This window comes from Eikenella corrodens, from assembly GCF_003990355.1.
In the GTDB taxonomy this organism is placed as follows: Bacteria; Pseudomonadota; Gammaproteobacteria; order Burkholderiales; family Neisseriaceae; genus Eikenella; species Eikenella corrodens_B.
This window is the reverse complement of record NZ_CP034670.1, coordinates 2,038,873-2,051,905: the sequence shown is the minus strand read 5'-3', so window position 1 is coordinate 2,051,905 and position 13,033 is coordinate 2,038,873. Positions and strand designations below refer to the sequence as shown.

The following is a 13,033-nucleotide window of genomic DNA, read 5'->3' as shown; positions in this document are numbered from 1 at the left end:
TTTTCTTGCTGTGATGTTACTACTATAGACCTCTTGCGAAAGTATCCTGAAGATTTACAATTCCCAAATGAAATACGAAAACCTCATCCAAAGAAGCGACAGGGAATTCAAACGGCTCACAGGTGTAACGCCCGTCCTTTTTCACGAAATGCTGCAAGTCACCACAGAAGCAGAAAGCCGGAAGGTCAAGTCGGGCAGGCCGCATACGCTCGGTTTGGCAGACCAACTGCTGCTTACCCTAAGCTATCTGCGTCATTACCATACCCAACTCGAATTGGCCGCCATCTACGGCCTTTCCGAAAGTAATGTCTGCCGCACCATCCGTAAAACCGAGGACGCCCTCATCCGTTGCAAACGCTTCTCCCTGCCAAAGCACAAGAATCCGGGCGACCAAACGGTCATCATTGACGTTACCGAAAGCCCGATTGAACGTCCCAAAAAAACAGCGGCAGTATTACAGCGGCAAGAAAAGGCGGCACACGGTTAAAATCCGGGTCATATACGGCAGGGAAACGGAAAAAATCATCAGCATCCGGACGGGGATGGGTGCCCGGCATGACATGCGTTTAGCCAAGAGGCACCTTGCAGAGCTTTATCCCTACAAAATAGTCATTGCGGATAAGGGTTATCAAGGATTGGCCAAAACCGGATTACAGACCCCGAAAAAGAAATCCAAACGTCATCCGCCGGACAAACAGGATAAAGAGGCGAACAGGCGGTTAGGCAAACTCAGAACCGTCATCGAGCACATCAACAGGAAACTGAAGATATTCAAAATATTGTCGCTGCCTTACCGCAACAGGCGGAAACGGTTCGGGTTAAGGGCAAATCTGATTGCAGGACTGGTTAATGCGATGGGATGAATATTTTCGCAAGAGGTCTAATATAAATGGGGAGTCTATTAAATAATTAAAAATGTTTCATTCCTGTATAGAAAATCGGGCTAAATAGCAGAAATGGCTTGGCATAAATAGGAAATAAACGATATGATACCTAGGTTTAGAGATTTTAATCCGTTGCACGACAGCAGCTGTACAGGCTGGAATTTTGCTTGCCTGGCTCTGTATTTTTCTATTTATTCAGAAGGTTAGTTGTGCATTACTTTAGGTTGTAAGGGGGATTTGATGTTTTGTAAGCAGTATAAAATGAAGCTGATTGCGGCTTCACTGGGTTTGGCAGCCTCTGTTGGCGCCCATGCCGCTTTGGGCGGCCTGCAGGTTCAGTCGCGCTTGAACGAGCCGTTTTCTGCCACAGTGGTGGTAACGGGCGACGAGGCGCGTGCTTTGGCTTCGGCCAAGCCAACCATCAACGGTGCCGACCTGCAAGCCACGGTGTCGCGCCGCAGCGGCGACCGTGCCGTTATTCGCCTGCACTCCAGAACACCGATTAAAGAACCGGTGATGACTTTCTGGCTGGGTGTAGGGAATCAAAACCACCAATATACTGCCATGCTGGATCCCCGTGATTACCATGCTTCCGGCAGCGCCCGTTCACGCCACGAACGCCGTGCTGAAGCTGAGCCTGGCCGTCGCCATTCTGCTGAATCTAGACGGCACCGCCGCGCTGCCGACCGACGCGAAGCACCGGTACAGATTAGTGGGGAAAGCTATCAAATTAAAGATGGCGAATTGCTGGTGGATATTGCGCAACGCGTTAAACCGGTCGGTATGACTTTGCGTCAAACCATCAACGCCTTGGTGGCTGCCAACCCGCGTGCTTTCCGCAATGGCAACCCCGATTTGATGTATCGAGGCGCTACTCTTACCATCCCTGACGGCGATACCCTGCGCCGTTTGGCACACAATCCGCCGCGCCGCTTAAGCACCCGTGCACAGGAAGAACGCCCGGCAGCAGATACTGCTCCGACACGCCAACAGCCGCAGGTAGAAGCCCAACCGACTCCGCCGGTTACGCCGCCTGCGCCCCCCGCACCGCCTGTTGAGCCGACGCAACCACAGCCACAACAACCTCAACAACAAGCACAACCGCAGCAGCCCGCCCAGCCACCGGTTCAGCAGCCGCCCCAAGGACAACAACCTGCTGTTCCGCCTATGGCTAGCGACGCGGTTCCCGAAACGCCGGCTTCTGCCGCCCTGCCCGATATGGGTGTCAGCCAGCCTGAGCAGGCTTCCGATATGATGGCGTCCGAGCCGGTTGTGGAAACACCTCCGGTTGAGGTTGCCCCGCCGGTGGTGGAAACTCCTCCGATGGAAGAAGAGGGCATGGACATCACCCAGATGGTACTCTATGGTGGTGGCGGCCTGTTGGCATTGGGTGGCTTGGCTTATCTCTTGATGAACCGCCGCCGTAAAGGTGCCGCTCCTGCCCGTGGTGACGACCATGAGGATGATGACGACGGCCTCTATTTTGAAAATGTGACCGATCATTCCGATAGCCTCTCCGCCACTCCAGCTGCTCCCGCTGCCGCAGCACCGGTTAGCCAGTCGGCTGCCCCTGCCGCAGCACAACCTGCAACGGTGAGCGAGCAGGATTTGGGCTTGGATTTGAGCTACTTGGACGAACAGCAGCAACTGGGTAGCACACCCAGTACTGAAGCAGCCGCCCGGCAGGCCGAAGCCGATGACTGGAGCTGGTTGGAAGAATCCGAACAACCTGCTGCTGCCTCGGATGACGACTGGCTGAACTTTGCTGCTGAAGAGCCTGCCCCGGCTCAAGCTCCCGTACAGCCGGTGCCTGAGCCGCAGGCTGCGCCGGTTGCCCCCGAGGAGCTGGATTGGGTATTGGACGAGACTCCGGCCACCCAAACCTTCCAAGCGGAAGCCCCAGCTGCCGTTGAAGTGGCAGAACCTGCCAAACCGGCCGCACCGGAAATGGACAACACCATTGCCTTCGATGTATCGAGCTTGGATACTGAAAGCGTAAGCAGCGTGGCCAAAGAAGCCGCCGCTCCTGCCGCCGCATCGAATGTGATGGATTTTAATTTGGACTTTGACAGCACCCCGGCTGCCCCGGCACAAGCCGCTCCGGCGGAAGTCAGCCAGCCGGCTCCGGCAGCGCGTACCGAACCGGTTAGTGCCGCCCCGCTGCCGAAAGAGGCGCTGGAAGCCAAATTGGAATTGGCTAAAATGTATCTGGAAATCGACGATGCCAACACCGCCCGCCAGACTCTGATGGAACTGATTAACGAATCAGAAGGCAGCAGCATTCAGGCTGAGGCGCAGCAGTTGTTGAACGACATCGGCCGGTAATCCGGCCAGCCACAGCAACCCGGGCAGTTCCGCCCGGGTTTTTCTATACGGTGCAGCTTTTGCCGGTGTTGTTTCCGTTTTCAGGTAGCCTTCTCAAGCAATATCGTGGATACCTGAAAAGAGTAGGCTGACTTCGGCTCACAGTGATCAGTCAGATGGCAGGCGTAAAACTGCTGTACACAGCACTCCGCTGGCGTAAGCATGCCAATCAGCCCAGTGATACCGTTATCTGATTTTCAGGTAGCCTTTCCCGATATGCAGGCTACCTGAAAACATGGCTGCAGCGAAGCTATAGTGAATTATAGTGGATGAACAAAAATCAGGACAAGGCGGCGAGCCGCAGACAGTACAAATTAGTACGGCAAGGCGAGCCAACGCTGTACTGGTTTTTGTTAATTCACTATACAATTAAACATGCTGCTGCGTTGGCTTGCTTTGCCATACTATCTACTATTTGCGGCTTGCCACTCTGACCCATTCTTAGGTTTTAAGCCACTAAAAAATCAAATAATTTGAAAAACATGAATCCATCTCCCATCAAACGCCGTGCCTTATTCGTCAGTTACGACGGCAGCCGTTTTTTCGGCTGGCAGAAGCAGGTAGACGGCATTGCCACCGTGCAAAGCGCCTTGGAAGCTGCGTTGAGCGAATTGGCGCAGGAACGCATTAGCGTGGTGACGGCTGGGCGTACCGATACCGGCGTGCATGCCACTGCGCAGGTGGTGCATTTCGATTCTGCTGCGCAGCGGCCGGATCAGGCCTGGGTGCGCGGCGTGAACGCGCTATTGCCCGAGGGTGTGGCCGTGTGGCGGGTGCAGGATGTGGCACCGGAGTTTCATGCCCGTTTCGATGCTTGCGGGCGGCGGTATCGTTATCTGTTGCAGTCGGCGCCGGTGCGCTCGCCGTTGTTGGTGGGGCGTGCCGGGTGGACGCATTATGTCTTGGATATGGATGCCATGCGCCAGGCTGCCGCGCTTTTGGTGGGCGAGCACGATTTTTCCAGCTTCCGCGCCGCCGAATGCCAGGCCAAATCGCCGGTGAAAACCCTGTATCGTGTGGCTTTGTGCGGCACGCCGGAATTGATGGCGGTAGATTTCCACGGCAATGCGTTTTTGCACCACATGGTGCGCAACCTGATGGGCGCGCTGGTGTATGTGGGCTGCGGTAAGTTGAGTGTGGACGGTTTTGCCGGGCTGCTGGCCGCCCGCAGCCGCAAGCTCGCGCCGCCCACTTTTATGCCAGACGGGCTGTATCTTACCGGCATCGACTACCCGCCGCAGTTCGGTGTGGCCACGCTGCCGCCGCCCGCCTGGCTGTTTCCCGATTGGTAAGGAAAATCAGATGGTTTTAACTTTAATGTTTCGTGAGTATTGCAGCCTGTGCCACCAGATGCGCGCTGCTCTGCAGCCGTATCAGGCAGCGTATGGTTTTGAGTTGCAGGTGTTTGATGTGGATGAAGATCCTGAACTGGAAGCGCGGTATAACGAGCTGGTGCCGGTGCTGCTGCATGAGGGCGAAGAAATCTGCCATTGGCATTTGGATGAAGCCAAATTGTTGGCGGTGCTGCAAAATGCAAAGGCTACCTGAAAAATATTGCCCGCCTATAGCTGAAAGGAAACCCGATGCCTAAAATCAAAATCTGCGGCCTCACCCGGCCGCAAGACGCGCAGGCCGCTACCGAATTGGGTGCGGATGCGGTCGGCTTGGTGTTTTATGCCAAAAGCAAACGTTGCGTAGATATTGCGCAGGCCGCCGAAATTGCCGCCGCCCTGCCGCCGCAGGTGGTTAAAGTGGCGCTGTTTGTGAACGAATCGGCCGAGCAGATCCGCCGGATTCTGGGCGCAGTACCGATTGATATTGTGCAGTTCCACGGCGACGAGGTGCCCGAATTTTGCCGCCAGTTCGGCAAGCCCTATTGGAAAGCCGTGCGGGTGCGTTCGGCGCAGGATATTGCCGAAGCGGCCGGTCGCTATGCCGATGCTGCCGCCCTGCTACTGGATGCGCATATTGAAGGCCAATATGGCGGCACGGGGCAGGTGTTCGACTGGCGCTTGCTGCCCGAAACCATGCCGCTGCCGTGGATTTTGTCGGGCGGGCTGAACCTGGGTAATGTAGCCGCCGCCGTGCGGCAAACCGGCGCGGCTTGGCTGGATGTGTCCAGCGGAGTGGAGCAGGCACCCGGCATTAAGAGCCATGATTTGATGGCAGATTTTATCCAGAAGGCGCGTGGGTAGATTGGCCGGAAAAGGGAAGGCTACCTGAAAACTCCAGTTTTGTTTTCAGGTGGTCTTTTCTTTTCAGGCAACCTATAGGTGGCTGATTTGCATCCTGTCTTTAGCAGGATTATGATGATGTGTATAGTGAATTAACAAAAATCAGGACAAGGCGGCGAGCCGCAGACAGTACAGATAGTACGACAAGGCGAGGCAACGCTGTACTGGTTTAAATTTAATTCACTATAAAACATATTTCAGAACTCCACAGGAGTAACCGCGTGCATAAACCCTCCCTGTTTCCCGAGCAGCAGCTTGCCAAGCCCCAAACTTTTGTCGGCAAGCTGAAAGGCTACCTGAAACGCCACTGGCGCGGTTTGCGCTGGACGGCTTTATTTGTGCTGGTGGCTTATGGTTTGGCCAGCTGTATGGTAACGCGAACGTTGGCCATAATAGGCGTGGAATATATCACGGGGTACTCGCCTACTTATACCGATTTTCCGCTGGGGCAGAATAAACGACTGAATTTGGAAGTGCGCAGCTATGTTAAGCATCCGTATTGCATCGGCATGCGGACAGAGTTTATTGATGGTAAAACCAAATCGTACGGCCCTAATCTGGAAAGAGGGCCAAGCGATAGAGACCCATGGGAATACGGCAAACAAGAAGTTTTCCGAGGGCATAGCCTAGAAGGCATGGCTATAGGCGGGTTAGCCCCCGAAACCTTCTACCGCCAATATTACACTTTCCAAGTTATCGCCTACCGCCAAGGTTGGTTTGGTGAAAAGGTCTTTTTCCGTAAAAACTACACCAATCTCAACATAATGGGGAAAGTCTTTTATTCCTATGGCAGCAACACGGATAACCCTAGAAACCCTGCTTATCAGGACGGGGTGGACTGCTTCGACTTGCCCTATGGCAAATATCGTTTTGAGTTTGTGGACAACAGCCCTCCGATTCCTGAGTTTAAAGAGGTCATGACTGCGGTAGATATTCACCCATATATCAATTTGAAATAAACCTGCCGTAATAGAACCAAAGGCTACCTGAAATTTCAGGTAGCCTTTCTAGTAAGTCTGCTGCTGGTGTTCAATTGAAATGCTGAGATGGCAATACTGCCGTTTGGTTTCCCATCTTATGTTTCAGGTAGCCCCCGCGTGGCAGGCTGCCTGAAATGTTGTAGGGGCAGTTGTTATAGTGAATTAAATTTAAACCAGTACAGCGTTGGCTCGCCTTGCCGTAACGTGTGTACTATCTGCGGCTCGCCGCCTTGTCCTGATTTAAATTTAATTCACTATATATCCGTTTGTGAGCATATTGAAAGGCTAGCTGAACCCAACAAACGAGTTGCAGCTAGCCTTTTCCTATGCCCGGGCTGAGGGGCGCAGGATTTTCTCGGCGGCTTCCACGCCCCAGTAAACGGCTTCTTCCATCACGGAGTAGCTGCTCAGGTCGCTGTGGGCGAAGGTGAGGCGGGAATGGTGTTGGCGCAGTTGGAGCAGGGATGGCCGGTTCAGGTAGCCGGGGGTGGGGGAGCTCATGCCGTGGCCGCGGATGCCGATGTCTACGGAGGCAACGTGTTGCCAGAAGCGGCTGCCGTAGATTGGGACGAGGTCTTGGGCGGCGTGGGCGAGCAGTTCTTCTTCGCCTGCTTTGAGCAGCCAGCGGCGGGTGTTTTGCGGGCTGTCGTGGTTGAGGGCGGTGTAGGCGGTGAAGATGGTGTGTTCGGGTTTGGCGGTGCGGATGAGCTGGTTGATGGACACGACGTAGCCAAGGCCTTGCGTGCCGTGTACTACGTTGTCCCACGCCAATTCGCTGCGCTGCGCTTCGCGGGGGAAGCCGTTGAGTACGAAATTGCTCACCAGCCAGGGGGCGTAGGCGGGCAGGTCGGGCGAGAAGCCGTAGCGTTGGGGCTGGGCGATGATGCGGGCGGCAATCATCAGGGGCATGGCGCAGATAACGTTTTGGGCACGAATGAGGGCGGTGTGGCCGCTTTGGTTGTGGCGCAGGATAACGGCAACGTCTTCATCTGTTTCGCTGATTTGCAGGGTGGAGGCGTTGACGGCGGTGGGCTGGGCAAAGGTGAGTTCGGCGGTTTCAGGTAGCCTGTCGATATTTTGCAGGCGGATGTGGCGGCGGATGGCTTCGGAAAGGTGGGCGAGGCCTTCGGGCCAGGTGAGCACGGCTTCGTTGGTGTGGCCGCGGGCGGCGAAGTAGTGCAGGCCGGCGAAGGCGGATACTTGGGCGATGCCTTGGCCGTAGTCGTCGCGGCAGCAGTAGTCGAGATACCAGAGCAGGCTGGGGGAGCGGTAGTTTTCTTTTTCGAGCCAGGCGGCGAAGGTGGTTTGGTCGAGGCGACGCCATGCTTCGTCGGCGGAGGAATGGGCGATGGGGATGGCGAAGATTTTGCGCCCGTCGCGGCCGCGTGCGCGGCGCAGGGTTTCGATGAGGGCGTGGAAGCGGCGGCTGTCGGCATCTTCTTGCGGCAGCAGGGAATCTTGCCAGCAGTTTTGGTAATACAGGCGCTCGGCGGGGGCGTAAACCAAATCGGTTTCGCGATACAGGGGCTCGGGCCGGTCGATGCCGTCGAGCAGGATGCCGAGGTCGGATAAGAGTTGGCGCACATACACGCTTTCCTGCGAGGGCAGGGCTAAATAGTGCGCGCCGGAGGGGGCGGAAAGGCTACCTGAAACATAGGCGGCATTGTTGCCGTTGCGCTCGATGCCTTCGGCGAGGAGGAAGTTGCGGTGGCCGTGTTTGGCCAAATACCAGGCGGCGGAGAGGGCGGCGGCGCCGCTGCCGAGAATGAGGGTGTGGCAGCGGTGTTCGGATTGGGGGGCGAGGGAAACTTGGCCGTTGCGCAGCTCGTGGCCGAAGGGCAGGCCGATGCGGCGGATGTGCACGGGGGGCAGGCGGTGGAGGTATTGATGGCCTAGGTGGGAGGCGGCGGCTGCGGCGGTGAGGGCGGCGGCGCTGCCGAGCAGTTGGCGGCGGGTGAGTTTCATGTTTCAGGTAGCCTTGGGGAGGGAGGCCGGTGGCGGGCAGAAGTCTGATGGTTTATATGTTTTCAGGTAGCCTTTATCCATTAGGGCTACCTGAAAAACAAGATGCGGTGCAATGCTATTCGGCAGATTGATTTTGCCGTTTGCTGCGTTCGGCTTGCTGCTCTCGGCGCATTTCCTGCAGCTTGGCGTGGAAAAATTGGCGACGGCGGCGTTTGCGCTGCCAGAAGTAGAACAACACCAGTGCGCCGATGCCGATGATTGCGTAGAGGATGTGCTGGAACTGGTGGGCTTTCATGAGCAGCCAGTCTTTGTTTGCGGCGCCGTAGTGGCCGAGATACACCCAGGCGGGCACGGAAATCAGGGAGGCGAGGCCGTCCATAATCAGCCAGCGCCAAAACGAAATCCGGCCGCTCATGCCGGCGGTAATGAAGATGGGGGTGCGCAGGCCGGGCAGGAAACGCGCCACGAATAATACCCAGCTGCCGTGTTTGTCGAACTTTTCCTGCACTTGCAGGTAACGTTGCGGCGGCATCAGGCGGTTGACGAAGCGGGCTTTGAGGATGCGGTCGCCGTAGAAGTGGCCGAGCAGGAACATCATGCCGTCGCCGGTGAGCACGCCGATCATGCCCACCACCACCATGATGTGCGCGTTGCTGTGGCCGAGGCCGGAAATCACGCCGCCTGCAATCAGTGTGATGTCTTCGGGGATGGGGATGCCGAAACCGCAGGCAACCAGCACCACGAATACGGCGGCGTAGCCGTATTGGGTGAACAGGGCTTCTAGAATATCCAGCATGGTTGTGGGTGTTCCTGTGAGTTGCTGTTATTTTTGACGGATGCTGGCGGCAATGCGTTCGGCGCAGTGCTGGGCAAGCTTGGTGTCGCGCGCTTCCACCATCACGCGCACCACGGGCTCGGTGCCGGAGGCGCGCAATACCACGCGGCCGTGCCCGGCCAGTTCGGCTTCCACGGCCTGCAGCTCGGCGGCGGAGGCAGTTTGCCAATCCTGCCCTTTGCTGATGCGCACGTTAATCATGGTTTGCGGGAAGGGCAGCCAATCTACGGCGGCGGCCAAATCCTGATCCAGCGTTTGCAGCGCGGCCAGCACTTGCAGGGCGGCAATGGTGCCGTCGCCGGTGTTGTGTTTGTCGAGGCAGAGGATGTGGCCGCTGGCTTCGCCGCCCAGCTGCCAGCCGCGTTGGTGCAGTTGTTCCAGTACATAGCGGTCGCCCACTTTGGCGCGGCAGAATTCGATCTTGAGCTGCGCCAAGGCCAGCTCCATCGCCATATTGGTCATCACCGTGCCCACTACGCCGCCAACCAGCGAACCGGCTTTATGGCGGGCGCGGGCAATCACATAAATCAGCGAATCGCCGTCGTACACTTTGCCTTGTTTGTCCACCATCATCAGGCGGTCGCCGTCACCATCGAGCGCAATGCCGTAGTCGGCCTCGTTTTGCAGCACGGCGGCTTGCAGGGTTTTGGTGTAGGTGGCGCCGCATTTGTGGTTGATATTGAAACCGTTGGGCTGGTTGCCGATTTCGATTACGTCTGCGCCCAGCTCGTGGAATACTTTGGGCGCCACGTGATAACCGGCGCCGTTGGCGGTGTCCACCACCAGCTTCAGCCCGCGTAAGTCCATATTGGCGGGGAAGGTGGATTTGCAAAATTCGATGTAGCGGTCGTCTGCGCCGCTCACGCGTTTGGCACGGCCGAGGTGGTCGGAGGAAACGGTGTGCATTTCCTGATCCAGCTGCTGTTCGATTTCCTGTTCGATTTCATCGGAAAGCTTCATGCCGTCTTCGGTGAAAAATTTGATGCCGTTATCGGCATAGTGGTTGTGCGAGGCGGAAATCATCACGCCGGCAGAAAGGCGCAGCGCGCGGGTAAGATAGGCCACGCCCGGGGTGGGCAGCGGGCCGGTTTGGATAACATTCACGCCGGCAGCGGTAAAACCGGCCACCAGCGCGGTTTCCAGCATATAGCCGGAGATGCGGGTGTCTTTGCCGATGAGCACGGTAGGCTTGATTTCATCGTCGCGCCGGGTGAGCACCTGGCCTGCGGCATAGGCTAGTTTTAATACGAAATCGGGCGTAATCGGAAATTTGCCCACTTCGCCGCGCACGCCGTCCGTGCCGAAATATTTTTTTGCCATCGTGAAATCCTTTGTAGTAGCCGCTTGCAGGCCGAATGGGCGAATTGTAAAGCAGCGCTCATTCTTATGCCAGCATTGCGGCGGTTAAATCGGGCAAACCTGCGGCGGAAAAGGCATTTGGATGGCGGCAAAGTATTCGGCAATGAAGTTTATATCCAGCCCAAAGGCTACCTGAAAAATTAGAGCGGCGCAGAAACTCGCGCTACATTTTGATTCGTTAAAGTTTTGCTTTCAGGTAGCCTTTGCCTGAATGGTGCATGTGTTACAGCGAAGCAGGCTAAGGTGGGATTATTGCCCGTTTGGAACGGCTATATAGTGGATTAACAAAAATCAGGACAAGGCGGCGAGCCGCAGACAGTACACACGTTACGGCAAGGCGAGCCAATGCCGTACTGGTTTTTGTTAATTCACTATATGTATAGATTATGCCAGCGATGGCCGCTATAATCAGGCCTTTCAAACCGTTCAAGCACAGAAGGAAAAACCATGGCAGACTTCAATAAAATTCTCGACGCCGGCGATGTAGACGGCGGCATCATCAACGTGGTAGTGGAAATTCCGCAAGGCTCCAACCAGAAAATCGAATGGAATCGCAAAATCGGCGCAATGAAACTCGACCGCATCGAACCGCAGATTTTCGCCAAACCCACCAACTACGGCTTCATCCCGCAAACTCTCGATGAAGACGGCGACGAACTCGACGCCCTGATTATTACCGATCTGCCGCTGCCCACCGGCATCTACATGGAAGCTAGAGTGATCGGCGTGATGAAATTTGTAGATGACGGCGAAGTGGACGACAAAGTAGTGGTGGTGCCTGCCGACGACCGCCACAACGGTAATGCCATCAAGACGTTGGCCGATTTGCCGCCGCAGCTGATCAAGCAAATCGAATTCCACTTCAATCACTACAAAGACCTGAAAAAACCTGGCAGCACCAAAGTCGGCCACTGGGGGGACATTGAAGAAGCCAAAGCCGTTATCCGCGAATCGCAAGCCCGTTGGGAAGCGCAGTAACCTTGTGCTAGAGGCTGGCTGAAAAGGCTACCTGAAAAGTAGAAACCCGTTTGTTCTGAATAAGAGAACAGCGGGTTTTGGTTTTTCAGGTAGCCTGATTGGGGCTGGAGTCCGGCCGGTGTCGGCTTAAGGTTTGTTGTGTTCTTCCAATTCGTGCTCAAAGCAGCCGTGGCGCAGGAAGTGGGCGGTTTGCCGGGCGACGGTAGGGTCGGTGAGCATGGCGGAGTGGTTGACGGGTAGGACGAGGTAGTCGCGGCAGTTGCCGGGGCGGGTTTCGGAGAGGAGGACGGTGCCGTCGCCTTCGCCTTGCAAACCGACGATTTGGCCGACGCCCAGGTGGCGGTTGCCGGCGATGCAGCCGAGTTCGAGCTGGGGCGGCCAGGGTGGGAGGTTGCCGTCTAGGCCGTTTTGGTAGGCGCCGCCGAGGAGGGCGGGGGCGTAGCGGTGCAGCCGGTTGGCGGTTTCGCTGCCGAGATGCGGGGTGGCGAGGGTAACGCTGCGGCCGCGTACCAGTTCGGGGTAGTCGGCGGCGAAACGGCGCAACACGAGGCCGCCGAGGCTGTGGCAGATGAAGTGCAGCGGTTCTTGGTGTTGTTGGTAGTGGCGGCGGACGGCTTCGGCGAGGCGGCGGCTGTGCTGGGGCAGGGTTTGGGCGATGCTGTAGTAGCCGAAGCAGCGGCTGTGGATATGGTGGCGGCGCAGTTGCCAGGCGAGCGGGAGCATCACCCAGGCGTGCATATGGATGCCGTGCAGCAGGAGGGCGCGCAGCGGGGTTCGGGGCTGGCTCATGGTGTTAGCGGCTGCCGTCGGCAAGCAGCCATTGCTGGGCTTCGGCGGCATCGTTGAAATATTTGGGGTGCTGGCGGGTGAGCAGGCTGGAAATGTGGGCGGAGAGGCGTATCCAGAGGTCGTTGGTGACGATAGCGATGCGGCCGAAGTCGTTGTCGTGGTTGTTGAGGAAACGCAGTTGTTCGGCGGCCATGTCGATGGTGTAGTCGCGCAACAGGGATAAGTCGAGGAGGAGGTCGGGGCGGTGTACGCGTTGGAGGCACTCGAGGATGGCGGCTTCGAGGGTTTTGAAGTCTTCGAGGGTGAATTCGTTGTAGAGGGCAACGTTGAGGCCGTAGTTTTGCTGGCGGATGGAAATCATGGCAGAACTCCTGTTGAGATGGGTTTCCCGCAAGGGGGTGGGAGTGATACCGGCACGCTGTGGGCGCCTGCTGATTATAGTGAAATTGTCGGCAAACTGCTATGGCGCGGGTTTGTGTTGCCGCAAGGAATGCGCTGTATGCGGGCGGCAAAAAGGCTACCTGAAAATCCACTTGGTTTGTTTTCAGGTAGCCTTTTATAGCAAGCCAACTTAATTTTCGCTACAGCGTTGGGTCGCCTTGCCGTACTTCTGTATTGCTTGCGGCTCACCACCTTGTATCGAAA

At 56.6% G+C, this 13,033-nt stretch carries 13 protein-coding genes; 8 read left to right on the top strand and 5 right to left on the bottom strand.

Features of this window, described 5'->3' with window-relative positions:
• Positions 1–67: 67 nt before the first annotated feature.
• The 6 genes from ELB75_RS10305 (at position 68) to ELB75_RS10280 (ending at position 6,441) form a co-directional block, all read left to right on the top strand.
• Positions 68–863 (top strand): IS5 family transposase gene (locus tag ELB75_RS10305; RefSeq protein WP_126982866.1). Its coding sequence is split into 2 segments (ribosomal slippage): positions 68–433 and positions 435–863, totalling 795 coding nucleotides; the frame shifts between segments, so codons are not numbered across the junction.
• A 282-nt stretch (positions 864–1,145) separates the two neighbouring features.
• Positions 1,146–3,209: a FimV/HubP family polar landmark protein gene (locus ELB75_RS10300; protein WP_164726883.1), complete on the top strand. Its 2,064-nt coding sequence runs from the start codon at positions 1,146–1,148 to the stop codon at positions 3,207–3,209.
• A gap of 521 nt (positions 3,210–3,730) precedes the next feature.
• Positions 3,731–4,540 (top strand): tRNA pseudouridine(38-40) synthase TruA, encoded by an 810-nt coding sequence (truA, locus tag ELB75_RS10295; protein ID WP_126983827.1) that lies wholly within the window; start codon positions 3,731–3,733, stop codon positions 4,538–4,540.
• Positions 4,541–4,550: 10 nt separating this feature from the next.
• Positions 4,551–4,796 (top strand): glutaredoxin family protein, encoded by a 246-nt coding sequence (locus tag ELB75_RS10290; protein WP_070630943.1) that lies wholly within the window; start codon positions 4,551–4,553, stop codon positions 4,794–4,796.
• Between the two features lie 35 nt (positions 4,797–4,831).
• On the top strand, positions 4,832–5,443 hold the full coding sequence (locus ELB75_RS10285; RefSeq protein WP_126983826.1) for a phosphoribosylanthranilate isomerase: 612 nt from the start codon (positions 4,832–4,834) through the stop codon (positions 5,441–5,443).
• 260 nt (positions 5,444–5,703) lie between these two features.
• Positions 5,704–6,441, top strand: coding sequence for a hypothetical protein (locus tag ELB75_RS10280; RefSeq protein ID WP_126983825.1), 738 nt, complete (start codon positions 5,704–5,706; stop codon positions 6,439–6,441).
• Between the two features lie 345 nt (positions 6,442–6,786).
• Here ELB75_RS10280 and ELB75_RS10270 read toward each other — a convergent pair whose 3' ends face one another.
• The 3 genes from ELB75_RS10270 to glmM form a co-directional block, all read right to left on the bottom strand.
• Entirely contained in the window at positions 6,787–8,427 is a 1,641-nt protein-coding gene (locus tag ELB75_RS10270; RefSeq protein ID WP_126983823.1) for an FAD-dependent oxidoreductase, read from the bottom strand.
• A gap of 115 nt (positions 8,428–8,542) precedes the next feature.
• Positions 8,543–9,223, bottom strand: a complete 681-nt coding sequence (locus ELB75_RS10265) for a DedA family protein (protein WP_126983822.1) — start codon at positions 9,221–9,223, stop codon at positions 8,543–8,545.
• A gap of 27 nt (positions 9,224–9,250) precedes the next feature.
• Positions 9,251–10,582 (bottom strand): phosphoglucosamine mutase, encoded by a 1,332-nt coding sequence (gene glmM / locus ELB75_RS10260; protein ID WP_126983821.1) that lies wholly within the window; start codon positions 10,580–10,582, stop codon positions 9,251–9,253.
• Between the two features lie 486 nt (positions 10,583–11,068).
• On the opposite strand from glmM, the gene ELB75_RS10255 reads away from it, so the two are divergent.
• Entirely contained in the window at positions 11,069–11,599 is a 531-nt protein-coding gene (locus tag ELB75_RS10255) for an inorganic diphosphatase (protein ID WP_126983820.1), read from the top strand.
• 126 nt (positions 11,600–11,725) lie between these two features.
• Here ELB75_RS10255 and ELB75_RS10250 read toward each other — a convergent pair whose 3' ends face one another.
• Both ELB75_RS10250 and ELB75_RS10245 read right to left on the bottom strand, forming a co-directional pair.
• Positions 11,726–12,388: an alpha/beta hydrolase gene (locus ELB75_RS10250; protein ID WP_126983819.1), complete on the bottom strand. Its 663-nt coding sequence runs from the start codon at positions 12,386–12,388 to the stop codon at positions 11,726–11,728.
• A 4-nt stretch (positions 12,389–12,392) separates the two neighbouring features.
• Positions 12,393–12,749: a SpoIIAA family protein gene (locus ELB75_RS10245; RefSeq protein WP_126983818.1), complete on the bottom strand. Its 357-nt coding sequence runs from the start codon at positions 12,747–12,749 to the stop codon at positions 12,393–12,395.
• An 18-nt stretch (positions 12,750–12,767) separates the two neighbouring features.
• Between ELB75_RS10245 and ELB75_RS10240 the strand changes: the two genes are divergently transcribed.
• Complete coding sequence (locus ELB75_RS10240) at positions 12,768–12,950, top strand: hypothetical protein (protein ID WP_126983817.1); 183 nt, start codon at positions 12,768–12,770, stop codon at positions 12,948–12,950.
• Positions 12,951–13,033: the final 83 nt, after the last annotated feature.